General features: G+C 39.2%; 23 protein-coding genes. 10 read left to right on the forward strand and 13 right to left on the reverse strand.

Features of this window, described 5'->3' with window-relative positions; genetic code table 11:
* Positions 1 to 64 precede the first annotated feature (64 nt).
* From HSP_RS0108940 to ppdD, 10 genes are all read right to left on the reverse strand, one after another.
* Positions 65 to 916, reverse strand: a complete 852-nt coding sequence (locus HSP_RS0108940) for a cysteine ABC transporter substrate-binding protein (protein WP_010129908.1) — start codon at positions 914 to 916, stop codon at positions 65 to 67.
* Positions 900 to 1664, reverse strand: a complete 765-nt coding sequence (locus HSP_RS0108945; protein ID WP_010129909.1) for an amino acid ABC transporter ATP-binding protein — start codon at positions 1662 to 1664, stop codon at positions 900 to 902. Before HSP_RS0108945 ends, HSP_RS0108940 begins: the two co-directional genes overlap by 17 nt.
* 9 nt (positions 1665 to 1673) lie before the next feature.
* Positions 1674 to 2342, reverse strand: a complete 669-nt coding sequence (locus HSP_RS0108950; RefSeq protein ID WP_007524761.1) for an amino acid ABC transporter permease — start codon at positions 2340 to 2342, stop codon at positions 1674 to 1676.
* Positions 2332 to 2991, reverse strand: coding sequence for an amino acid ABC transporter permease (locus tag HSP_RS0108955; RefSeq protein ID WP_007524396.1), 660 nt, complete (start codon positions 2989 to 2991; stop codon positions 2332 to 2334). The genes HSP_RS0108950 and HSP_RS0108955 overlap by 11 nt, the downstream gene beginning before the upstream one ends.
* A gap of 125 nt (positions 2992 to 3116) precedes the next feature.
* On the reverse strand, positions 3117 to 3299 hold the full coding sequence (gene yacG / locus HSP_RS0108960) for a DNA gyrase inhibitor YacG (RefSeq protein WP_007525090.1): 183 nt from the start codon (positions 3297 to 3299) through the stop codon (positions 3117 to 3119).
* Positions 3296 to 3928, reverse strand: a complete 633-nt coding sequence (gene coaE, locus HSP_RS0108965; RefSeq protein ID WP_007524804.1) for a dephospho-CoA kinase — start codon at positions 3926 to 3928, stop codon at positions 3296 to 3298. Before coaE ends, yacG begins: the two co-directional genes overlap by 4 nt.
* 68 nt (positions 3929 to 3996) lie before the next feature.
* The gene (locus tag HSP_RS0108970) at positions 3997 to 4623 is read right to left on the reverse strand and encodes an A24 family peptidase (protein ID WP_007524322.1); all 627 of its coding nucleotides are present in this window, start codon (positions 4621 to 4623) and stop codon (positions 3997 to 3999) included.
* Positions 4624 to 4627: 4 nt separating this feature from the next.
* On the reverse strand, positions 4628 to 5824 hold the full coding sequence (locus HSP_RS0108975; RefSeq protein WP_010129910.1) for a type II secretion system F family protein: 1197 nt from the start codon (positions 5822 to 5824) through the stop codon (positions 4628 to 4630).
* Positions 5817 to 7205: a GspE/PulE family protein gene (locus HSP_RS0108980; RefSeq protein ID WP_010129911.1), complete on the reverse strand. Its 1389-nt coding sequence runs from the start codon at positions 7203 to 7205 to the stop codon at positions 5817 to 5819. The genes HSP_RS0108975 and HSP_RS0108980 overlap by 8 nt, the downstream gene beginning before the upstream one ends.
* 28 nt (positions 7206 to 7233) lie before the next feature.
* A complete protein-coding gene (gene ppdD / locus HSP_RS0108985) occupies positions 7234 to 7704 on the reverse strand; it encodes a prepilin peptidase-dependent pilin (RefSeq protein ID WP_010129912.1) in 471 nt (156 codons plus the stop codon).
* A 178-nt stretch (positions 7705 to 7882) separates the two neighbouring features.
* Between ppdD and radA the strand changes: the two genes are divergently transcribed.
* Complete coding sequence (gene radA / locus HSP_RS0108990) at positions 7883 to 9265, forward strand: DNA repair protein RadA (protein WP_010129913.1); 1383 nt, start codon at positions 7883 to 7885, stop codon at positions 9263 to 9265.
* A gap of 3 nt (positions 9266 to 9268) precedes the next feature.
* Here the strand turns inward: radA and folA are convergent, their stop codons facing one another.
* Positions 9269 to 9775 (reverse strand): type 3 dihydrofolate reductase, encoded by a 507-nt coding sequence (gene folA, locus HSP_RS0108995; RefSeq protein ID WP_010129914.1) that lies wholly within the window; start codon positions 9773 to 9775, stop codon positions 9269 to 9271.
* A gap of 91 nt (positions 9776 to 9866) precedes the next feature.
* Between folA and proB the strand changes: the two genes are divergently transcribed.
* The 9 genes from proB to HSP_RS0109040 all read left to right on the forward strand — a co-directional run bounded on the left by proB (position 9867) and on the right by HSP_RS0109040 (position 21337).
* Positions 9867 to 10958: a glutamate 5-kinase gene (gene proB / locus HSP_RS0109000; RefSeq protein WP_010129915.1), complete on the forward strand. Its 1092-nt coding sequence runs from the start codon at positions 9867 to 9869 to the stop codon at positions 10956 to 10958.
* Between the two features lie 7 nt (positions 10959 to 10965).
* On the forward strand, positions 10966 to 11727 hold the full coding sequence (locus HSP_RS0109005) for a TSUP family transporter (RefSeq protein ID WP_010129916.1): 762 nt from the start codon (positions 10966 to 10968) through the stop codon (positions 11725 to 11727).
* Positions 11728 to 11729: 2 nt separating this feature from the next.
* Positions 11730 to 12365, forward strand: a complete 636-nt coding sequence (gene nth / locus HSP_RS0109010; RefSeq protein WP_010129917.1) for an endonuclease III — start codon at positions 11730 to 11732, stop codon at positions 12363 to 12365.
* A 130-nt stretch (positions 12366 to 12495) separates the two neighbouring features.
* Positions 12496 to 13800, forward strand: coding sequence for an acetyl-CoA C-acyltransferase (locus HSP_RS0109015; RefSeq protein WP_010129918.1), 1305 nt, complete (start codon positions 12496 to 12498; stop codon positions 13798 to 13800).
* 12 nt (positions 13801 to 13812) lie between these two features.
* Positions 13813 to 15930: a 3-hydroxyacyl-CoA dehydrogenase NAD-binding domain-containing protein gene (locus tag HSP_RS0109020; protein WP_010129919.1), complete on the forward strand. Its 2118-nt coding sequence runs from the start codon at positions 13813 to 13815 to the stop codon at positions 15928 to 15930.
* Positions 15931 to 15988: 58 nt separating this feature from the next.
* Positions 15989 to 17398, forward strand: a complete 1410-nt coding sequence (locus HSP_RS0109025; protein WP_010129920.1) for a YdgA family protein — start codon at positions 15989 to 15991, stop codon at positions 17396 to 17398.
* 159 nt (positions 17399 to 17557) lie between these two features.
* The gene (efeO, locus tag HSP_RS0109030; RefSeq protein WP_010129921.1) at positions 17558 to 18406 is read left to right on the forward strand and encodes an iron uptake system protein EfeO; all 849 of its coding nucleotides are present in this window, start codon (positions 17558 to 17560) and stop codon (positions 18404 to 18406) included.
* 14 nt (positions 18407 to 18420) lie between these two features.
* Positions 18421 to 19641, forward strand: a complete 1221-nt coding sequence (efeB, locus tag HSP_RS0109035; RefSeq protein ID WP_010129922.1) for an iron uptake transporter deferrochelatase/peroxidase subunit — start codon at positions 18421 to 18423, stop codon at positions 19639 to 19641.
* Positions 19604 to 21337, forward strand: coding sequence for an FTR1 family iron permease (locus HSP_RS0109040; protein WP_010129923.1), 1734 nt, complete (start codon positions 19604 to 19606; stop codon positions 21335 to 21337). Before efeB ends, HSP_RS0109040 begins: the two co-directional genes overlap by 38 nt.
* 75 nt (positions 21338 to 21412) lie before the next feature.
* Here the strand turns inward: HSP_RS0109040 and HSP_RS0109045 are convergent, their stop codons facing one another.
* Both HSP_RS0109045 and glnE read right to left on the reverse strand, forming a co-directional pair.
* Positions 21413 to 21790 (reverse strand): YacL family protein, encoded by a 378-nt coding sequence (locus HSP_RS0109045; protein ID WP_007525442.1) that lies wholly within the window; start codon positions 21788 to 21790, stop codon positions 21413 to 21415.
* Between the two features lie 38 nt (positions 21791 to 21828).
* A complete protein-coding gene (gene glnE, locus HSP_RS0109050) occupies positions 21829 to 24678 on the reverse strand; it encodes a bifunctional [glutamate--ammonia ligase]-adenylyl-L-tyrosine phosphorylase/[glutamate--ammonia-ligase] adenylyltransferase (RefSeq protein ID WP_010129924.1) in 2850 nt (949 codons plus the stop codon).
* Between the last annotated feature and the right edge of the window lie 58 nt (positions 24679 to 24736).

The raw sequence follows: 24736 nt of genomic DNA on the forward strand, positions 1-24736 counted from the left end.
ATCAGCAGATTGAGGCTTTTTCGCTAACAAGCGGTCTCATTTCAGAAAAGTTTTGCAAAATCACTTAGTAACTGACGACCACATCTTTTTCGCTAATTGCATCGCCATAAATTGGCAATAAAGTTTTATCATAAGCTTGTTTTAAAACACCTTCTTTACCTAATTTCTGAATTTCTGCATTTAACCAATTTAGTAATTCGGTATCACCTTTTTTCACTGCTGGCGCAATCGTATCTTGATCGCCTAGATTTTTAATACCCACAGTAAAGCCCGGATTTTCTTTTGCCCATGCAAATAGCAAAGTATTGTCATGCGCTAATGCATCACCACGCCCATCACGTAATGCTTCGAAAGTTTCCGTATTTTGTTCAAATTTTAAAGTTTTAATGTCTGGGTAATTTTTAGTGAAATAAGCATCTGCTGTTGTCCCCTTATTCAGTAATAAGGTTTTCCCTTTTAGCTGCTCAATATCTGTAATGACTCCACCATCTTTAGACACTACACCTAATGCCACCTTCATGTATGGGTTAGCAAAATCAACCACTTCTTTACGTGCTGGCGTTACCGTAAAATTAGCAAGAATAATATCAACCTTGTTAGAAACTAAATATTCTGCACGGTTGGCTGCTTCAACCAAAACAAATTCTGCTTTGTTTTCATCGCCTAATAAATCCTTCGTTATTGCTTTGGCGATTTCAACATCAAAGCCTTGGCTCTTACCCTGTGCATCAACATAACCAAATGGTGGTTTATCGCTAAATACCCCAATACGAACTTTGCCAACCTGTTTAAGCTGTTCAATTGTTGATGTTGTTTTTTGTGCGTTTGCAGGTTCCTTTTCATTACAAGCAGTAATGCCCACTGCGAGTAATACAGAAGCTAAAATTGCGCTGATTTTCTTAAATGTTGTCTTCATAGTTTGTTCCTCTTGGTTCATAATTTAAAATGTTTAAGAAAGTTTTTGCTCGATTAGAGCTTGGATTAGTAAAGAAATCTTCTGGCGTGGATTGCTCAATAATCTCGCCTTTATCCATAAAAATAATACGATTAGCTACTTGACGAGCGAAACTCATTTCATGGGTCACAATTAACATGGTCATCCCCTCTTTTGCTAACCCTAAAATCACATCTAGCACCTCTCTGACCATTTCCGGATCTAGTGCTGCTGTCACTTCATCAAATAAAATGATTTCAGGATTCATACATAACGAACGCACAATCGCAATTCGTTGTTTTTGCCCGCCTGAAAGTTCTCGCGGATAAGCATTTTTACGCTCATAAAGCCCAACTCGTTTTAATAATTCATCAGCCTGCTTTTCTGCTTCTGCGCGATCACGATGCTGCACTTTCAGTGGGCCAAGCAAGATATTTTCAATGACTGAAAGATGAGAAAATAATTCATAGCTTTGAAAGACCATACCAATACGTTGACGTGCTTTTGTCCACGAAATATCTTTCCCTAATTCACCTGCATCTTCGAGTAAAATTTGTCCACTTTGAATTGATTCTAAGCCGTTAATACAGCGTAAGAAAGTGCTCTTACCACAGCCAGATGGCCCTAAAATGACAACAACCTCGCCTTTTTCTACACTTAGGTTAATTCCCTTTAAAGCTTCAACTTCACCGTAGTTTTTCACTAATTGTTTAATTTCTAATAACGCCATAAAAATTCCTTAATCTATCCAACGTTTTTCTAAATAACGCGAAAAGAGTGATAATGGATAACAAATCACAAAATAAAGCATAAAAATCACGCCATAAATCCACAATGCAGCGCTTGGGTCGGTAAATAAAGAAGTTTCTATAATTTGTTGTCCGACTTTAATCACTTCTAACACCCCAATTAGCATTGCTAATGAACTTGTTTTTACCATTCGAGTAAATAAGTTAATTGCACTAGGTGTGACACGTTTAATGCTTTGTGGCAGCAAAATATAGTAAAATGTTTGTAAACGATTTAATCCCAATGCGTAGGCCGATTCCAATTGATGCTTTTCTATTGAAGTGAGCGCACCACGCATTAAATCGCCCATCTCTGCCGTGCCCCAAAAAATAAAGACCAAAATACAAACGGTTATGCCATTTAAATGAATATCGAACCATTTTGCCAAACCAAAATAGGCAATAAAGAGTAAGGCGAGTAAAGGAATAATGCGCACGAACTCTAAATAGAAATGGCTAATAGCTTGAACCCATTTATTTTTTATCGTCATTATCAGCCCAAAAACCACGCCAAAAATGCAAGCGAAGAAGACGGAAATAAATGCGATTTCTGCGGTAATCGCCAGCCCATTTAACAAACGGCTCAGATTACTACCTTCCCATAATAAGTTAAGCCCCATATTTTGCTCCTCGCATACGACGCTCGATATAACGAATTAAAATGGATACCGGCAATAAAATAATCAGATAAAACACAACTAACAAAAATAGCGCTTCATTGGTTTTATAATCCATTCCGATAATTTCTTTTGCCATAAACATGAGTTCTGCAACAGCGACTGCACTAATTACCGAAGTTTCTTTCATTAAAAATAAGCAATTAGCGCCAATAGCCGGTATCGCAATCGCAAAAGCTTGCGGGAAAATTACATAACGAAAAGCTTGCAACGGAGTTAAACCAATGCTTAATGCAGACTCAATCTGCCCTTTAGAAACCGCTTCTAATCCGCCCCGAATCGCTTCAGCCATATAGCTACCACCTAAAAATGCTAAGCCAATAACGCCACAGGTAAAGCCATCGAGCTTGATACCTATTTTCGATAAGCCAAAATAGAGGAAAAAAACTTGAATCAATAATGGGGTGTTGCGAGAAAGTTCAATGTACCCTTTTACAATCCAATCGAAAGGTTTAATCCGATAAGTTGTAATCACAGCACATAACAGCCCTAACACTAAAGAAATGAAAATGCCCCAAAAGGCAAGATGCAACGTCATAGCTGTCGCATCGACAAAACGAGGTAAAACAGACCAGATATATTCCCAATTCATAACGACATCCATCACTATTGTTATGTAGGAATATTAGAAGAGAACGAATAGAACACAAAAGAATGAAAATATCTTATTTATAATTTTAGGCAATAAAAAAGCGAAGTCTAACTTCGCTTTCTCTATTACCAAGATTCTAATTCTCCACTCATTGGCTCATCTTCTACTGCTGCAATGCGCTTTTCTTCATTTGCCCATTCGCCTAAATCAATCAGCTGGCAGCGCTCACTACAAAATGGGCGATAATGGCTTTCTTTCGCCCAAATCACTTCAGTTTGGCAAGTTGGGCAATTTACAATAGTTGTCATAAAGTTTCCTTTTTCTGTTTCTGTGCAGCTAATGATAAATAACGTTGATGTAATTGTAGCACTTGGGCTTTTAAATTCACTAAATTCTGTGCTAACGGAAGTGCATTTTCGATAACATCATCTGCATATTGCAAACGGGTTTCTCGATTAACTTGTGCGGCAATGATTTGCTTAACCGTTTCAAGCGCACTCCCATCACGCTCTGTGGTTCTAGCAATTTGTACTTCCATTGGCACATCCACAACTAGCACTCTGTCGCATAACGTTGTTAACTGATTTTCAATTAGCAGTGGCACAACTAATAAAAGATAAGGGGCTTCCACTGCCTGTATTTGGGCTAACATTTCTGTTCGAATCGCTGGATGCAGTAAGTTATTTAACCACTCTTTTTCTGCTGGATGTCCAAAAATATATGAGCGTAAATAAGCCCGATTGAGCTCGCCTTTCTCATTTAATACAGATTCACCAAAATGATCAGCAATTTTTGCAAGTAATGGCGAACCTTTCTCCACCACAGTTCTTGCCACTACATCAGCATCGACTATCGATACACCCAGTTCAGTAAAGAGATTGGCAATTAAACTTTTCCCACTACCAATTCCACCAGTTAACCCCACTACATAGCGCATAACGTCTCCTTATTATCGGTGCGTATCTTAGCACTTGTTCAAGTGTAACGCGAATTTCCTAATCGGTTTTAGAGGAGAAATACCACTGCCAAACTGATAAAAGGAATAAACGGCAAGCGGTCAATTTTTTGCTGCGTTTTACAAAAAACAATCAGTGCAAAAAACAAACCAAAGAGGCAAGCAAATAGAATAACTTGGAGCATTTCCGTAACCGAAAAAAGCGGAGAAACAGCAATAAAAAGTAAGCTATCTCCCATTCCAAAGCTCTCTGTTCGGCGAAATAACAATAGTAGTAAAGTTAAACCCGTAAAAAAGCATATTGTAAAAATTAATGTATCAATTTGCGGAATAGGTTGTAATAACGCCAATACAAAAATAACCGAAATATATCGGCTATCTGTTAAGTAATAATAGCTATCGAGTAAAGCAAGAAAATAGAGCAACATCCATAAAAAGGCAACAATAGGATTTTCATGTATGAAGGCAAATAATGGGAATAACCACCAAATACTTTTTGCCCATGGCATTGATTTTGGTTTTAAACGGGAGTGTTGTTTAAAATGCGAAAACGTTTCAATATTTCCTCGTAAAAATTGATAATCTTGAAAAACTTGCCGATTAATTCGTTCACAAAATCGATTCAAATCCCAGCGACACCAAATTGCAAAACAAAGTGAAAAAATGACCGCTTGCATAAACTTATCCCACCAAACTTCCCATATCAAAAATCGGTAAATACAAACCGATAATAATAGTGCCCACAATTACCCCCATGATTAACATCAACATAGGTTCTAGCATTTGAGAAAGCATATCTATTTGATGATCTAATTGCTGTTGATAAATTTCACTTACATGCTCACACATCATAGCCAATTTACCGCTTTTCTCACCAATGGCGATCATCTGAACCACTTGTGTAGTAAAAACCGCAGGATTTAATCCTTCTGCAAAAGAATAACCTTGTGAGAGTAATCGACTCATCCAATGAATTTCTTGTTCAAGTATTTTGTCAGTTTGTTTTTCAGATAAAAAAGACGTTAATATTAAACTTAACCGAATATGCGCATTGAGCATCAATGCCACATTTTGCGTAAAATAAATAATACGCGCCTGCTGAATAATCTGAGAAAAGATTGGAATATGCGCAATCATTTTTGTTTTTAGCTTTTTAAGTACATCACTTATTTGGTTAATGCCAAATAACAATCCAATTATCAATAAACTAATAATTAGCCATAAAACACCATGTTCTCTCAACAATTGAGAGAGCCTAAATAAAACCTCTGTAATAAATGGCAGGCTTTGTTCTTTTCCTTGATAAAGTTCAGCAAATGACGGCACGATAAAAATTAACATCGCCAATGAAAGTAAAAAAGAAACTACTAAAATAAAGATAGGGTAAAACAAGACTCGTTTTACTTTTTTAAAGATTTTTTCTGACTTTAACCGCGCTTGAACAATATTATCTAGCATTTTTGCTAAACCACCTGTCTTTTCCGCCATTTTAATCAGCTGAATTTCTTGATTAGAAAGGTATTTAGCTTGTTTTTCTAACGCATGAGAAAAAGGGAAACCTGCATCCACTTGTGAAATAACATTATTTAACCAATTAAATAACGGAATGTTTTCAAGGCCATCTAAAATTAAATGCAGACTTTGTTTTAATGGCATCGCTGCATTTAATAATAAACTCAATTGTAATAAACATTGTGTTACTTCTGATTTCTTTGGTTTAGTTGCTAAAATAAAATTACGGCGAATAAAAATCGGCAAATAACCTTTTGCCAGTAAAACTTGTTCTACAGCTTCACTATTTTTTGCCAACATTTTTCCACGTTGAATACGCTGGTGACGATCAGTTGCTTTCCAATCAAATTGAGCAATTTTAAACATAGCCTAACACCCGAGAAATTTCAGCTTCATTCGTTTCTCCCGTACATAGTTTTTGTTCTGCGCTCTCTCTTAACGTTTGGAAATCTAAACAAGCGGTCGATTTTTCAAAAGTTTTATCATTTTTTGCAAAAAATTGATAAACCCCAGTTCTGCCTTTATAGCCTTGATGACACTCTGCACAACCTTGACCAGCACAATGAACACAACATTTTCTAACCAGCCGCTGCGCAATCACTAACAACAGTGCATTTTCTAATTCATAATCTTTAATACCTAATTGCAACAACCGCTCAAACGCTGAAGGTGCATCATTAGTATGCAATGTAGAAAGTACTAAATGCCCTGTTTGCGCAGCTCGAAGCGCCATTTCTGCACTCTCTTCGTCTCGAATTTCACCTAACATAATAATGTCTGGATCTTGTCGTAAAAAAGTGCGCAACAACTGGCTAAAATCAAGTGAAATCCCTCGATTGACTTGCGTTTGAATAATGCCCTCAATCTCAATTTCAATAGGATCTTCTGCTGTTAAAATATGCTTATCCGGCTGGTTTAAATGGCTTAATGCACTATATAGCGTAATACTTTTACCACTCCCAGTAGGTCCTGTGACTAAAATTAACCCCTGTGGTTGTGCTAAAGCATTTAATAAACTGGATTTCTGCGATTCCGTGAGTCCTAGCGTTAAAAAATCAAAATGAGTCGGCTTATTTTTTTGTAATCGTAAAACTAATTTCTCACCATATGCCGTTGGTAAAGTTGAAACGCGAAAATCTAAGGTTTCTGCCAATGTAGTTTTAAAGCTAAACTGGCCATCTTGCGGTAAGCGAGATTCACTAATATCTAGTTTGGCCAATAGTTTAATACGGGAAATCATGCGGCTAGCAAATTGCTGTGAATAGGTTTTATAAAGATGCAATACGCCATCAATTCTTAAACGAACCACTAAATCTTGCTTTTTCGGCTCAATGTGAATATCTGAAACATTTTCTTTTAAACAATATTTAAAAAGCTTCTCTAGTACTTGAATAATGGGGTCTTGATAATCAATGTTCTCTTCTTCACTCACAATTTGATAATGCGCAATCTCATCTATTTCTTCATTAACGGACTCCTCATGCGATAACAAGCTCAATAGTCGTTTTAGTTCCAAAGAGGAAATCAAAACGGGCTCAATTTGTTTATGTGCAATAAATGCAAAAATTTCACAAGCGTTGAGATTATTTTCGTTATCTATTGCTAACCAAAGGGTTTCATGATCTTCTTTTAATGGAATCGCCAAATAGCGCAATAAAATGTTCTTTTCATGGCAATTTTTTGTCCATTGCTGTTCTGAAATTTCAAAGATTCTTTGGTTTTGAATATCACAAACCGAGTAAGACATTTTGATTTCCTTATTCATTACCTAAGCTTTAATTTGTGCCAGAGCTTGCCGTTGTTGCGCCACAGAAATTCGCAGGGAATATCCCTACATCTTCTCCTTTACAACTGGTTGTCCAACTAATCGTATTGGCATTAAATTTTGGCGTCATCGCATAACTATAGCCGTTAAGACTTCCCTTACCGGTTACGGTAATCACACCACTCACTACAGAAACACTAGCTAAATATTTAGAATCATCTGCCGAGGTTTTATTTGCTTGAACACCATTTGAACCGCCAGAACAACTAGCCACATTGTTAGTGTTATAAATACAAATTTCCACATCCGATTTATACGTAGAAGAAGCCTGTAATAACTCAGACAGCGCAGCCTTTTTGGTGTAATTACTGTATGCCGGAATCGCTATCGTTGCCAAAATGGCAATAATGGCGATAACAATCATCAGTTCAATTAAAGTAAATGCCCGCTGAAGCGGTTTTGTCATAAATGAAAAATGCATAAAAGTTCCTTTATTAAGCGTGCCATTCACGCGGCGCTAGTTTGCAAGTTTTCGAATTTTTTGCGAGAAAGGCTTTTCAAATTTTCGAGCGAGATCGCAGAAATAATTTAGAGGCATGTTTATTTATTCAGTGAAAATTGCTATTATCTGGCTGTTTTTACAGATTATTGGGGATGATATGGCTAAAGCACCGAAAACTGCCTATGTGTGTAATGATTGTGGCGCAGAATACTCAAAATGGATGGGGCAATGTAAAGAGTGTCTTTCTTGGAATACTATTAGCGAAGTTCGCTTAATTTCAGCCAAAGAGAATAAATCAAAAGGCGATCGTTTTAGCGGTTATGCGGGTGAAACTTCGGGCAAAGTTCAAGCGCTTTCAGAAATTAGCTTACAAGAAGTGCCAAGATTTAGCAGTGGCTTTCAAGAGTTAGATCGTGTGTTAGGTGGTGGTGTCGTTCCCGGTTCAGCAATTCTTATTGGCGGTCATCCCGGTGCGGGAAAATCTACATTATTACTACAAGTCATGTGTGGCTTATCTCAAGCTTTACCTACCTTATATGTAACAGGCGAAGAATCTCTTCAACAAGTGGCGATGCGAGCCAATCGCTTAGGTTTACCGACTGAACATTTGAAAATGCTTTCAGAAACTTCTGTTGAACATATTTGTAATATTGCTGATCAAGAAAAACCTAAACTGATGGTTATCGACTCTATTCAAGTGATGCATTTAGCGGATATTCAATCTTCCCCAGGTTCAGTCGCCCAAGTGCGAGAATGTGCAGCATTTCTTACCCGTTATGCCAAAACAAGACAAGTGGCGATTATTATGGTTGGTCACGTGACTAAAGATGGGACGATTGCTGGCCCGAAAGTATTGGAACATGCGATTGATGCCTCACTCTTACTGGAAGGTGAATCTGATTCACGGTTTAGAACTTTGCGTTCGCAAAAAAACCGTTTTGGTGCAGTAAATGAGTTAGGTGTTTTTGCGATGACGGAGCAAGGACTGAAAGAAGTCAAAAACCCTTCTGCCATCTTTTTAAGCCGTAGTGATGAACAAGTGGCAGGTAGTTCCGTCATGGTATTATGGGAAGGAACCAGACCACTTTTAGTCGAAATTCAGGCATTAGTCGATCATTCCATGCTTGCCAATCCACGCCGTGTAGCTGTTGGGCTAGATCATAACCGTCTTTCACTACTATTGGCCGTATTACACCGCCACGGTGGTTTACAAATGTCGGATCAGGATGTCTTCGTTAATGTAGTAGGTGGGGTAAAAGTCACCGAAACCAGCGCAGATTTAGCCTTGATCTTGGCGTTGATTTCTAGCTTTAGAAATCGCCCACTACCACAAGATTTAGTGGTTTTTGGCGAAGTGGGATTAGCAGGAGAAATTCGCCCTGTACCCAGTGGACAAGAGCGAATTTCTGAAGCTGCAAAACATGGCTTTAAACGTGCTATTGTGCCTTATGCCAATGCACCGAAAAAAGCGATTAAAGGCATGGAAGTGATTACCGTGAAAAAACTTAGTGATGCACTTGATATCATTGGTAACCTTTAACGCCTATTTAGGGCTTTTGCGTTCAAAAATCATAAATTGGCAGGCATAAGCGTTTTGCTCATCCGCTTCGACGCGCTCTGAACTTATTTGCTGCCAATTTTCTTCATCAAACTCAAAGTAAGTATCGCCTGTAATCTCAGCTTGAATTTCGGTCAAATAAAGGCGTTTAGCCATCGGTAGTGCTTGTTTAAACAGCTCGCCTCCACCGATGATCATCACTTCAAAATTGGCATCATCAGCATTTGCAAAACGTTGTGCAATTTCGACCGCTTGTTCTAAGTTAGTGGCAGAATATGCGCCTTCTACGGCAAAACCTGAACGAGAAAGAATAATATTAGGGCGCTTAGGCAATAAGCGTCCGATAGATTCATAAGTTTTACGCCCCATAATCACGGGCTTTTCTAATGTATTTTGACGAAACCAAGCTAAATCTCGTGGTAAATGCCACGGCATTTGGTTCTCTTTTCCGATGATATGATTTTGAGTCCGTGCAACAATTAAACTAATCATGAATTTCTTCCGTTTTCTAAAAAATTACGCGTGATTTTAACAAACAAAAGTGCTACTTTTGCAAAAATTTCACGACTTATTTGAGGCAATAATGAAAAAAACAATTGTAATTAAATTTGGCACCAGCACGCTTACTCATGGCCAAAAAAGTTTAAGCCGTCCATATATGCTGGAATTAGTAAAACAAATTGCCCAATTACACCAACACCACCGTGTGATTGTTGTAACCTCCGGCGCTGCTGCCGCTGGAAGAGATTATTTAGGCCATCCGGAATTACCAAAAACTTTAGCCAATAAACAAATGCTGGCTGCCGTAGGGCAAAGTCAGTTAATTCGCACTTGGGAAAGCTTGTTCGATATTTATGGTATTCATATTGGGCAAATATTACTTACTCGTGCGGACATTGATGATCGCGAACGTTTTTTAAATGCGCGTGATACGCTTAACGCCCTACTTGAACACGGGATTATCCCCGTCATCAATGAAAACGATACCGTTGCTACCGAAGAATTTAAAGTGGGCGATAACGATAACCTTTCCGCCCTTGTTGCGATACTTGCGCAAGCAGATCAACTTTATCTATTAACCGACCAAGAGGGCTTATTTAGTGCCGACCCTCGTAAAGATCCAAATGCGATGCTACTTTCCGTCGTTGAGAAAATTACTCCGCATATCCGTGAAATTGCTGGCGGTAGCTCAACAGGCCTTGGTACAGGTGGAATGAGCACCAAAATTATCGCGGCTGATATTGCCACGCGTTCAGGCGTCGAAACTATTATCGCTTCTGGTTCACGTGAAAATGTATTGGTTGATTTAGCCAACGGCAAAGCTATTGGTAGTAAATTTTTAGTCCAATCCGACCGCTTGGAAGGCAGAAAACAGTGGCTATTTGCCGCCCCACAAGTGGGGTCTATTTATGTTGATAGCGGTGCCGAAACTGCGCTATCTGCACATAAATCATTATTACCCGTTGGAATTACTCAAATTAAAGGGGAATTCTCTCGCGGTGAAGTCGTGAAAATTTTTAATGCAGATGGTAAAGCACTTGCTATCGGGCTGACTCGTTACAGTAGCGATGACTTGGCACGTATTAAGGGCAAAAAATCACAAGATATTGAAATTATTCTAGGTTATGAATTTGGTTCAGTCGCTTTACATAGTGACGAAATGGTTGTTTATTGAGGTTTAAATGGAAATCTCTATTGAGCTTTTAGCGCTACTCTTTTCGGTAGCTACTTTTGCAGGTTTTATTGATGCTATCGCAGGGGGTGGCGGATTACTTACCATCCCTGCTTTGCTTGCAACAGGCATGCCGCCTGCCATTGCATTGGGCACCAATAAATTACAAGCCTGTGGCGGTTCTTTTTCAGCATCACTCTATTTTGTAAGAAAAAAAGCGGTGAACTTGCGTGAAATCCTTTTACTCATTGCCTTAACTTTTTTAGGTGCGGCAATCGGTTCAATTTTAGTTCAACGCATTGATGTACAATCGCTTAAAGTATTTTTGCCGTTTTTAGTACTCGCAATTGGGTTGTATTTTTTATTTGCACCTAGCATTGGTGATGATGATAAGAAACAACGGATTAGCTATCCACTTTTTGCGGTATTAGTGGGTGCTACAATTGGTTTTTACGATGGTGTTTTTGGTCCTGCTGCTGGCTCATTTTATACGCTTTCTTTTGTGTTATTACTTGGTTTTAACTTAACCAAAGCCGTCGCCCATGCAAAAGTACTAAACTTTACTTCAAATTTAGCCTCGCTCATCTTCTTTATTTTAGGTGGTGCAGTCATTTGGCAAGTTGGTATTGTGATGATAATAGGTCAATTTATCGGCGGTACGCTGGGGGCTAGAATGGTTGTTACGAAAGGTAAGCGCTTAATTCGTCCAATGTTAGTGACAATTTCATTTTTAATGGTTGCAAAAATGCTCTACGACCAAGGATTTTTCTAAACATGAATCAAGCAAAACGTATTGAAATTTTAACTCGTTTACGTAACGAAAACCCACATCCAACCACGGAACTCAATTTTTCAACCCCATTTGAATTGCTAATTGCCGTCATTCTTTCTGCACAAGCCACAGATAAAGGGGTCAATAAAGCAACTGATAAATTATTCCCCGTAGCTAATACACCCGAGGCAATTTTAGCGCTCGGGGTAGATGGATTAAAAGAGTATATTAAAACTATCGGGTTATTTAATAGCAAAGCAGAAAATATTATAAAGACGTGCCGAGATTTAGTAGAAAAACATCATAGTCAGGTGCCAGAAAATCGAGAAGCCCTTGAAGCGCTTGCAGGCGTGGGAAGAAAAACGGCGAATGTGGTTCTAAATACAGCATTTGGTCATCCGACCATTGCAGTTGACACCCATATTTTTCGCGTTGCCAACCGTACAGGCTTTGCCCCAGGCAAAGATGTAGTTAAGGTTGAAGAAAAACTTAATAAAGTTGTACCCAGCGAATTTAAAGTCGATGTCCACCACTGGCTGATTCTTCATGGGCGTTATACTTGTATTGCTCGCAAGCCACGCTGTGGTTCCTGCATTATTGAAGATTTATGCGAATATAAAGAAAAAACCGACTTTTAATTCACTAAAAAATTGGTAAAACGCACTCAAAAAACAACCGCTTGTAGAATTTTTAATTTCTGCAGACGGTTTGTTTATTTAGGGTTTGGCTGATAAAATCCAGCCCAAATACCGCTAATAAGGATAATCCATGTCAAATCAATCACTTCGCACCGCAAAAGGAGAACGTATTGCCATCGTTTCTGGCTTAAGAACGCCTTTTGCTCGTCGAGATACTGGCTTTAAAGATGCCTATGCCACCAGTCTTGGTACGATGGTGACCAATGAATTATTAAGTCGCACGGCACTTTCTCGCCAAGAAATCGATCAGTTAGTTTTTGCGCAAGTGATTCAACAACCCGATATTCCAAACCCTGCCCGTGAAATTGCATTAGCATTAAATATGCCGCAAATTCAAGCCTACAGTATTAGTAGCTCTTGCCTTTCAGGCTTGCAAGCAATTGTGAATGTGACCAACAGTATCTTAAGTGGCGCAAGTACAACCGGAATCGCAGGTGGTGCAGATTCCATTTCTAATGCGCCATTAAGCTTGAGCCCTCGCGTAATTTATAAGCTTAAGTCAATTTTTACTGCAGATACGCTAGAAGAAAAGTATCGCCGTTTTCGTCAATTTTCTTGGCGAGATCTTAAATTGCATGGCGTAAACCTTAAAGATTTCACTACACAAATGTCAGTTGCTGAACTTTCTGAGCAAATGGCACAACAGTATCAAATTAGCCGTGAAGCGCAAGATGAATACGCCCGCCATTCAAATGAAAAAGCATTGAATGCGTGGAAAGTTGGGCTATTAAAAGAAGAGGTAATGCAATCTTGCCCTCGTCCTTATACCGATTTTGTTGTTTCAGATACCCTAACAGCAGCAGCGGCTAAACCAGCGTATTATCAGCGTTTTTCTTCGCTTATCAATAAACCCTATGCCACAGTAACAGAAGCAAATATGCCACAACCTACGGATGGCGCAGCTGCGGTGTTATTGATGAATGAAAGCAAAGCAAAAACCCTCGGTTACACCCCGCTTGGCTACATTCGAAGTTATGCGATTACTGGTAACGATATTTGGCAAAATATGTTTGCGGGCGCGACAATTGCTTCTTCAAAAGCCTTAACTGGTGCAGGTTTGACTTTAAAAGATATGGATTTAATTGATATTCATGAAACCTCAGCAAGCCAGATGCTGATGAATATTCGACTGTTTGAAGATAATGATTTTGCAAAAAATCATCTAAATCGCACCGCTTGTTTAGGTGAAATTGACCAAACTAAGCTCAATCATTTAGGTGGCTCCATTGCTTTTGGTAATCCACGCGCAGTAACCAGTTTGCGCACCGTTATTCAATCACTTCATGCGTTAAAACGCCAAGGTGGGGGAATTTCTCTCGTAGCCTCAAGTGGTTTGGGCGGACAAGGTGCCGCAATGGTTTTAGAAACAGAATAAGCAGGCGTAACAATGACAGAACAACTTTCTCCAGAAAATAGCTTTCATTTTGAAATAGATGAAAATCAAATTGCCTTAATTCGAATTCGTACGCCAAATGCTGAAGCCAACTGGTTATCGCTTAATTTTATTAGCGAACTGCGTTATTTAATTGGCAAGATTTTATATACACAGGCAAAGGGCGTTATTTTCTATTCCGACTGCCCTAATACATTTATTCAAGGCCTCAAGCCAAGTCTATTGCAAGAATATAGCGAAGCACAACTATTAAGCTTTTCAGAAGATGCTCAAAATTTAATGCGCGAACTGAATATGCTGAAAGTACCCGTTATTGCTGCGATTGAAGGCAACTGCTTTGGTGTAGGGCTCGAACTCGCTTTAGCCTGCGATTACCGCATTGCTGCGGAATCGGTGCACACACAGTTTGCTATGCCACAAGTGCGCTCAGGCTTACTCCCGTTTGCGGGAGGGACACAACGCCTACCGCGTTTAATTGGCTTATGGCAAGCGGCAAATTTATTGCTTACAGGCGAAAAAATTAACACTGAGCGCGCATTAAAGCTTTCGCTTATCGATCAAATTGTGCCTTCGCCACAGTTATTGCCAATCGCTTATCAATTACTGTTAAATAAACAAGTCAAAAAAGCAGATCCAAAGAAAACGCGAACCTGGATACAACAATGGCGTAAACAGTTAGAAGGCAATACATTTCTGCGAAATAAATTATTAGATCGCATCGAAAACCAAACCTGGCAGAAAACCTTTGGGCACTACCCTGCAATTACTGAATTGCTAGAATTACTTAAAGAGCCGCACTTTAGAGCGGGGTTAAAACTTGAGCAAGTGGCTTTTGCTAAATTGCTGCATTCTAACACCTCTAAAGTGTTGATTGATTTACAGCGCACCGAACGTTTAATGCGAGATAAATACCGCATTCGAGGTAACGTGCGAGATGTTTCGTTAGTAACTATCCTTGGTTCAGGTTATATTGGTGCAGATATTGCCTATTTAACGGCATTTAATGCTAAAATCCCAGTGCGTATCAAGGATATTCATCCATCGGAAATTCAAAAAGCGTTACAGAAAAGTTATGCATTGATGCAACAAGCGGTCAAAAATCAGCAGTTATCTGCAGGTGAAATGCTGCAACGCATGAATCTCATTACTGGGGGAGAACGTTTAGTTGGTGCAAAATCAACAGATTTTGTCATTCAAACGGTTTATGAAAATCTGCCGCTTAAACAGCAGCTTATTAAAGAAAGTGAATCGTATTACAGTGAACAGACTATTTTAGCCACGAATACCTCAACCTTCCGCATTGCGGAAATTGCAAAAGTTGCTGAACGTCCACAAAATGTAATTGGCTTTCATTACTTTAGCCCAGTAATTAAACAGAAAATGGTGGAAATTATTCCCCATGAAAGCACTTGCGAACATACGATAGCGACAGCAATTCACTTTGCCATTCAACAAGGCAAAATTCCGCTACTCGTTTCAGATTCGCCAGGCGGTTTTATCAATCGTTTGTTAATGCCATTTTTAAACGAAGCCATTCATTGCTTAGTTGAAGGTGAATCTATCGAATTTATTGACCGAGCATTACAAGAATTCGGTTTTGAAATTGGGCCTTTAGCCATGATTGATGAAATGGGGCTAGATATTTTAACACGCGCAACGCCTACATTAGCAGCCTCTCTCGGGCAACGTTTTGATTTGCCAGATGAAGTAGATTTATTGATTCGTAACGAACGTAAAGGGCTGAAAAATAAACGTGGGTTCTATCTTTATGATCGATATAATGAGCGTGTGCAAGAAGATAAAAGTATTTATCATGTCATGGAAACTATCGCGCGTAATGATTTAGAAGCCGAAGAAATTGTTCGCCGTTGCTTGCTGAGAATGCTTAACGAAGCAGCATGGTGTTTACAAGATAATGTGATTCAATCTAAAGAAGAAGGTAACGTTGCCTCAGTATTAGGTATCGGTTTTCCTGAATTTTTAGGAGGCATTTATGCTTATATGGATCACATTGGTACGAAAGAAATTGTGCATCAATTAAAACTGCACAGCCAACAATATGGCGCACGTTTTGCTCCTTGTGACTGGCTCATTGAGCAAGCTAAAGGCTAAACAAGCGGTCATATTTTAATAAAATTTTACTTATTTTCTTAACTTCATAAGGACTTATATGAAAAAATCGACAATTGCCATTTCACTTGTAGCAGCACTTGGTGTAGCCGCAGTCGGCGGTGCGTGGTTTACCGGTTCTCAAATTGAACAACGTTACGCGCAACTGATTGAAAACTCAAATAAAGAGCTCAAGTTACTTGCTCAATACAATATTGAAAACGCGCAAATTAAGGATGTTGTATTAACAAAAGGCTTTTTTAGCTCTGATGTTACCTATACCGTAGAAGGCACCTATGATGGCGAAACTTACCAATTTAGTGGTAAAGATAAACTCCATCACGGGCCTTTCCCATTAAATCGCTTAGCTAAACTAGATTTAGCCCCAGTATTATTCAGTGCAGAAAACCATATTTTTGCCGCAAATGAGGAAACTAAAACTTTATTTGGTCAAAAAGAATTAATTTCAGGCACAACCGATGTTGGCTATGATGGTACACCAAATAGTCATTATGTTATTGCGCCAATCAATACTTCAACTATTTCTAGCTCAGAAATCAAGGTAAGTGGTAATTTCTCTAATACCTCAAAACAAAGTATTCAGGCAGATAAAATCAAAATTGGAACAGATGAAGAGAACTCTATCATTTCAGGTCTCCACTACTCTGCAGATTTTACCTCAAATAGTACTTATCCTCGTCTGACCGGCATTGGTCCTTATTCTTTAAACATTGATAATCTAACTATCAATGGTAAAGGTACTGTTTTAGTTGCTGATCAGATCCGTATAAAAGGCGATAGCCAAGTTAAGAATGATCGCGTTGATGGGACTATGGACCTTCAACTTGATGCTAAATTCGGCACAAATGCGAATAATTTAGTGAAAGTTGGACAATTCCATTCAGATTTAGCAATGAACCTAGATGCGAAAACATTGGAAGAATTTTCTGCGGTCATTGAACAGAAAAAAAACATGACAGAAGAAGATTCTATCGCGATACTAGAAAAAGAGGCAGACCTTCTTTACCATGCTCCAGTATTTAAACTTAATGATTTCTCTTTAACTAATGAAAAAGGAAAACAGCAATTAACCGTAGATATTAGTCTCAAGCCATTTAAACCTGAAGATGTTGCGCAAAGCCAGACTATCTCAGAAACATTCAAAATCTTTAATCCATCAAAAATTGAGCTCAAAATTGATTTAAGTTCGCTAGAACAGATTCTGTCCCAAGCAGCTAAATTTGATGAAGGTGCAAAATCAGAAGAGTTAGTAAAAGAACAGATAGAACAAATTCGCCAAAATGCTGAACAGTCAGGCCTTTTATCAAAAGATGGTAAACAGATTCACGGATTACTTGAAGTGCGTGATGATCAAAAAATGTACTTCAATGGTGAAGCCGTTTCTGAAGAGCAATTACAAACTGCAATGTTAGCAATTATGTTTAGTGGCATGTCAATTTTTGGTCACTAATCTCTCGCTTTTTATACAAACCTAGCACCTGTGCTAGGTTTTTTTTGCAAAATTTTCTTTAAAAACGACCGCTTGTTTGAAAGATTCTTTCTTGTATCTCTTTCTCAATAATAGTAAGATAAATGAGAATTATTTCATTTATACACACTAGGAGTTTGTATGCGTATTAAATCACTAGCATTTGCCATTTCAACTGCCCTTTTCATAGTAAATAGCGCTTCTGCCGCTCAACCATTTCAAAAAGAAACTGATGCTTATAAACAATTTGTGATTGAGCAAATCGATCACTTAGAAGCAGATACACAAAAATTTGTGGCAGCATTAAAAGCAGGTAATGTGGAAGAAGCAAAAAGAATCTACCCGCTTGCCCGTATGTACTATGAGCGTTCTGAGCCTATTGCAGAAAGCTTTGGTGAATTAGACCCACGCATTGATGCTCGTCTTGCCGATCTTCAAGAAGATGCAAAAAGCAACAACAAGCCAAGTGATGAAAAAACCGTTGAAAACGAATGGACTGGTTTCCATAAAATTGAAAAAATCTTATGGACTGAAAACACTACCAAAGGAACAGAAGCTGTTGCTGATCAACTGTTAAAAGATGTAAAAGAATTACGCGCAAAAATCCCAACGACAGAGGTGACTGCAGAATTGATGGTCACAGGTGCCGTTGACCTACTTAATGAAGTTTCAACCAGTAAAATTACTGGTGAAGAAGACATCTTCTCTAGAACCGACCTCTACGATTTTAAAGCCAACATTGAAGGGGCTGAAAAAATCTTTGCCTTACTCAAACCAACCATCGTTCAAAAAGATGCTAAATTAGCTAAAGATATTGAATCAAAATTTGCTCATGTGAATACGCTTTTAGCTAAATATAACCAATCTAAAGATGGTTATCACTACGTTGGTTATGACAAACTTACCCAAGCGGATACTAAAGCACTAGCTGAAGCGGTAAACAAATTAGGTGAACCACTTTCTCAAATGGGTATTATTTTAGGTAAATAATCGAGGCAAAAATAATGAAAAAACAAGATTCACAACTTCGTGGGCGTCGTGATTTCATTAAGCAAGCTGGATTTCTTGGTGCCGGACTTCTTGCCGGCACTTCAAGCCTTCCTGCGGTGGCACAAACCACCGCCTCTTCTGCTTCCTCTGCTTGCAATCATGACCATCAACAAACGCCATTTTTTGGCACTCACCAAGCTGGTATCACTACGCCTGCACAAAAACATATCTATTTTATGGTGTTGGATTTACACAGCCAAGACATCAATGAAATTAAAGAAATGTTCCAAACTTGGACAAAATACAGTCAAAAACTTACCAAAGGTGAAATGGTAGAAGGTTATAGTGAAAATGGCTATATTCCGCCAAAAGATACGGGTGAAGCAGAAGATCTCCCAACCTACAATCTGACGCTGACCTTTGGGGTTAGCCCAAGTTTCTTCAAAAAATTAAATATCGAAAAATTCTGCCCACCAGAATTAGTCGATTTACCGCATTTCCCTCGTGATCAGTTACGTGAAGAATATAGCGGCGGCGATATTTGTATCCAAGCTTGCGCAGATGATCCCCAAGTGGCATTCCATGCCGTGCGTAATTTAGTGAGAGTGGCACGTAGCCATATCACCATGCATTGGAGCCAATCTGGTTTTAACTCTTTTGATAAACATACCCCTCGTAACTTATTCGGCTTTAGAGATGGCACTGCAAACCATCAACAGGGTGAAGCGCTAGATAAAGTAGTTTGGTATCAAGGTAATAACTGGTTAAAAGAGGGGTCATTCTTAATTGCTCGTCGCGTACAAATGTTCTTAGAAACATGGGATCGCACCAATCTTAATGAACAACAAAATACCTTCGGGCGCTATAAACAAAATGGCGCAGCTTACGGGCAAAAAGAAGAGTTTGATAAAGTTGAGCTTGGTACAGATGAAAAGCCAATACTACCAGAAGATTCACATGTTCATTTAGCTAAAAAAGCGGGCATGGAAATCTTACGTCGCTCTTACTCTTATGCTAGCGGTGTAGATCAAAAAACTGGGCAATTTGATACCGGTTTATTATTCATTTCCTTCCAGCATAATCCGGAAAACTTTATCAAAATCCAAAAAATGCTGGGCAATATCGACAAAATGAACGAGTATATTACCCACGTTGGTAGCGGTATTTTTGCTTGTTTCGCAGGAGTAAAAGATCAAGATGACTATCTGGGCAAAGCCTTATTTGAACAAGTTTAATCGTTTTTCCTTTAAAAGCTTCTTGCTATTATGCTTGATGCTATTTGGCGCGCCGAGCTTCGGCGCGCTTAACGTTAGCCATCTGTTTGTTCAACTTTCGGATGTAATGACTGCAACCAAAGAAAATCAAACAGAACAAGCGCAAGCACAACTGAAAGCCTTACAACAGGAATTTTCAGCCCTTGAAGCACATCAATCTGAAAAAGGAAAACTGGTCACAGAAGCATTAAATCAGGCTATTTCTCAGCCAGATTTAGATAACTTAGCTGTCCTTTCAAAAGCCTTAGTCGCGTTTGAAAAAGAGCAAAACCCTGTTGATTATACGGCTAAACGCCAACAGTTTGCTAAACGCGTCATGCCAGTTTATCAGCAATTAGCGGATGCGATTCAAGCGAAAAATCTTGAAGAAACACAAGAAACCTACAAGCGTTTTAATAACACTTGGACGGCAAATGAAATGGCTGTACGTGAAAGCAGTATCGGGCATTATGGGAAAATTGAAACAGCAATGACTTTAATGCGGATTGCCATGTTAAGTGATCCTGCCAATTTTGCAGAAATGGAAACGCAATCCCAAGCACTTAAAGCAGCCTTGCTTGATTTTAAAAGTGGCAACGTATTAAAAGTCGAAAAACGCACCGATGCACCAAATACGTTAGCTGAAGGTATTGCCTTGTTAGAGAAAAGCTACGCCGCACTAACACAAAATGATAGTGCAAGTGCACAAGCTGATTTAACCCTATTTATTCAACAATGGCCGATTTTTGAAGGTGAAGTCAGCACCCGTGATGCTGCCCTTTATACCAAAGTAGAAAGTGAATTACCGGTTATTCTTGCTAAAGGTAATACGCCGGAAAATACAGCCAAATTCCAACAATTGATTAGCGAGCTAAAAGCGATAGATGTTTCTGGCAGCTATGGCGTTGTGGATGCCATGCTGATTCTATTAAGAGAAGGGGTAGAAGCATTACTCATTATTATGGCGTTGCTAACTACCTTAAATGTAGCAAACCAACCGAAAGCCAAACGCTGGGTTTATGCGGGTAGCATTCTTGGTATTGTGGCAAGTATTTTAGGTGCAATTGCTTTACAACAGCTCTTCCCTGCAATTTCTGCAGGTAGTAACCGTGAAATTATCGAAGGCGGTGTAGGGATTCTAGCCGTTGCAATGATGCTCTTAGTTGGTGCTTGGTTACACTCAAAATCCTCTATTACAGGGTGGAAACAATTTGTCCAAAAACAAGTGAATAAAGCCTTAGCTACAGGGAGCTTACTCTCAATGCTTTCGCTCGCGTTCCTTTCAGTATTCCGAGAAGGGGCTGAGACCATCCTATTCTATGTAGGTATGCTGCCACTCATTAGTCTAAACGATTTACTCCTAGGGATTGGGCTTGCAATTCTCTGCTTAATTGTTTTAGCGTTTGTGATGGCAAAAAGTGCAACCAAATTGCCAATTCATCACCTATTTAAAGTGATGACATTCCTGATTTATGCACTAGGTTTCAAAATTTTGGGTGTCAGTGTGCATGCACTCCAACTTACCAATATTTTACCAACACATATTGTAGAAGGTTTCACATTCTCCCTGCCTGAAATTGGATTTTACCCAAGTTGGGAAGGCATTGGCGCACAACTGCTCTATCTCTGCCTCATTCCAATTATCGCTAAATGTTTTAACCATTCAGAAAAAGCATAAAGTCAAAGCCTCCGTAAATACGGAGGCTTTCTTTTAAGTGACAAGCGGTCAATTTTCTCAGAAAATTTACAAATCTTAATGATAACGTTGCATAAATTCACGATAGGCATTTAAAAATGCCTCAAAATCTTCTAAACCACAAAAAGCAATGCTTTCTTGATCGTAAAATTGCAATCCTTCTTCCATTAAATCCTCATCTATCGGATCTTCCAAATTATTGGCTTTAACGATGACTTCATCGCTATCTAAAATTAACGTATATTCTCGCCCTTCAAAAACCGCTTGGTATTGATTAGGAAATGCCTGTTTACAGCGCTCAATTTCTGTCAGAATAAGCGATAAATCTTTGCTGTTTTCTGTAATTTCAGTATTTAACCAACGGGCAAAAGCCTCATGATCCATAGAACAACGGGCAATCACGCCGTGCATACTATGGGTAAATTGATATTCCATATATTTCCTCATTTAAAATCTGTCATGCCGATAAAGCATTATTCATAAAAAATTTTCTGCCACATTTGTTCAACTTGCTGGCGCATTTCAACGAATTCGGCTTGTGGCACAATACTAGGTTGTCCGAGCAAATTAAGATGATGAATGCGATTGCGTAAGGTCGTATAGCAATGTTTCAGCAACTCTCCTTCAGATTCACTGAGAATATCGCACTCAACTGCAGCATCAAAAATACGCACATTATCCGACCACACCGCCATTTTCGGTGATTGATGCGCATAATTAAGCACCAAATATTGTGCAATAAACTCAATATCCGTAATGCCGCCTTTATCGGTTTTTAAATTGAAACTTTCACTATGGTGAGCACTTAAATGCTGATACATTTTTTGGCGCATTTCGCAAATTTCTTGACGTAATTGACCACTTGCTCTCTCACTTGCTAGCGTTTTTTGTCGAATTCGTTCAAATTTTTCGATTAATTCAGCATTACCATAAACACAACGCGCTCGCACCAATGCTTGAGATTCCCACGTCCACGCTTCTGTCTGCTGATAGCTTTCGTAAGCACTAAAGGTGCTCACTAATAGCCCCGCTTCGCCAGAAGGACGAAGGCGCATATCGACTTCATACAGCACACCGGCACTGGTATTTAAGTTAAACATCGCATTGATTTTTTGTGCGAGTTTTAAATAAAACTGATGGTTACTGATCGATTTTTTGCCGCCGACCGTCTCTGCATCTAATGGCGCATTATGCAAGAACACTAAATCTAAGTCTGAATTATACCCCAATTCAATGCCGCCAAGTTTACCATAACCAATTACCGCAAAACCTTGTTCGCCAGCGCCTAAATGTGAAGGCTGCCCAAAACGTTGTTGTACCGATTTCCAAGCCATTTTCACTACAGCACCAATAATCGCCTCAGCTAAATAAGTCAAATGATCACTAATTTTCATCACCGGCAGCACGCCTAAAATATCTGCGCTGGCAATGCGTAAGATATGGCTCTGTTTAAATTGACGAAGGGTATCAATTAGTGCTTCTTCATCATCTTCTGGAATTCGAATCAAAAATTCATTGAGTGCCGTTTTATAATCACTTAATGCAATAACTTGTGTTAGGCTATTTTGAATAATGAGTTGATCTAACAACATTGGATGGCGCGCAATTTGTTCGGCGATCATTATTGACTGGCCACAGAGCGTGAGCAATAGCGGTAGAATTTGATCTCTTTCTTGCAAAAGCTCTAAATAGGTTGTTCGTAACGTGATTTTATCTAGAATATTTAAAATCCTAGGCAGCAATACTAAGTAATCTTCACGCTGACAAATTGCATCAATCACTTTTGGCATGAGTTGAGAGAGTACTTTGCGCCCTCGAACCCCAATTGGGCGCTTAACCCAATCTTGGAATGTTGCTGAAAGTAATTGGAAAATTGTCTGATAATCCTCTGGTTTGACTGGATAATTGAGCAATACGCTTGCTAAATCTTCTTCTGTCATTTCAGCGGTTAAAATATCTTGCCAAACAGCTAATTGCGCATTTAATGGCGTGTCGTCTTCATCATCCTCTTCACCAATAATCTGATTAAACACCGCTCGCACTTGTTGCTGATAACTGTCTAATACCGCTAAAAATGTAGACCAATCTGACATATCGTGTTGAATCCATTGCGCATTTTCGCCACTTCCTTGCCAATATTCACGGCAAGCAAAAATAAGCCGAGCTTGATCTTGCGCATCTGTTGGTAGCGTTTGAGTTTGTTTATCTTCAATCGCTTGTAATACATTTTCTACTTGGCGCAAGAAAAGATAAGCATTGCGCAACTGTTCAACCTGCTCTGCTTGTAATAATTTTAGTGTCGCTAAATGTGGCAACACTTTTAATAAGCTTCGCTCTTGAAGAATTTTATCGCGACCGCCTCTAACCATTTGGAAGGTCTGAACAATAAATTCAATTTCACGAATGCCGCCCGCGCCTAATTTAATATTGTCATTTAGCTGACGACGCACCACTTCTCGGCTGATTTTTTCCTTCATCTCACGCAACGATTGAATCGCACTAAAATCCAAATAACGGCGATAAACAAAAGGACGCAGCATCGATTTCAAATAGCGATGATTGATATTTTGCAGATCTTCACCTAGGATTTTCGCCTTAATCATCGCATAGCGTTCCCAATCTCTTCCCTGCTCTTGATAATAATCTTCCATTGCCGCAAAGCTCAGCACGAGTGCGCCACTATCGCCAAACGGGCGTAAGCGCATATCTGTCCGGTAAACAAAGCCATCTAGGGTAATTTGATCTAATGCCTTAATCAATCGTTGGCCTAAACGAGTAAAAAACTTGCTGTTTTCAATCGATTTACGCCCGCCAACGGTTTCTCCTGCATCTGGATAAGTGAAAATCAAATCAATATCCGAAGAGAAATTCAGTTCATGTCCCCCCAATTTTCCCATGCCAAGAATCAATAACTCTTGTGGCTCACCTAAGCTATTCATCGGTGTGCCGTATTCTTCACAGCAGCGTGCAAAAAGCCAATCTCTAGCACCTAAAATTAACACTTCTGCAAGTTCAGAAAGCTGGCCAAAAATCCAATCTACGGAAGCCAATTTATTCGATTGCAAAAAACTCAGAGTGGCCATTTCACGGTGACGAAACAAACGTAACTGATGTGCCAATGCCTCTTCATCTTCAACCATTGCTAACACTTGCGCCAAACGTTCGGCATAATTGCCTGTGCTTTCAGCTATTGGCACTTTTTTCTGCCACTCGGCAAGCAGTTTCGGCTGTTTTTGTAAGGTTTGTTCAACAAAAGGGGAAAGCATTTGAGCAAGTGCAAGCGGTGAGTTTTGTGCGAGATTTTGCAAATCGGATAATAGCATTGGGCGGCATCCTTAGATTGAATAAAAAAGGGGCATGATTGCCCCACTTGCTGAAATA

The organism is Haemophilus sputorum CCUG 13788, from assembly GCF_000238795.1.
In the GTDB taxonomy this organism is placed as follows: Bacteria; Pseudomonadota; Gammaproteobacteria; order Enterobacterales; family Pasteurellaceae; genus Haemophilus_A; species Haemophilus_A sputorum.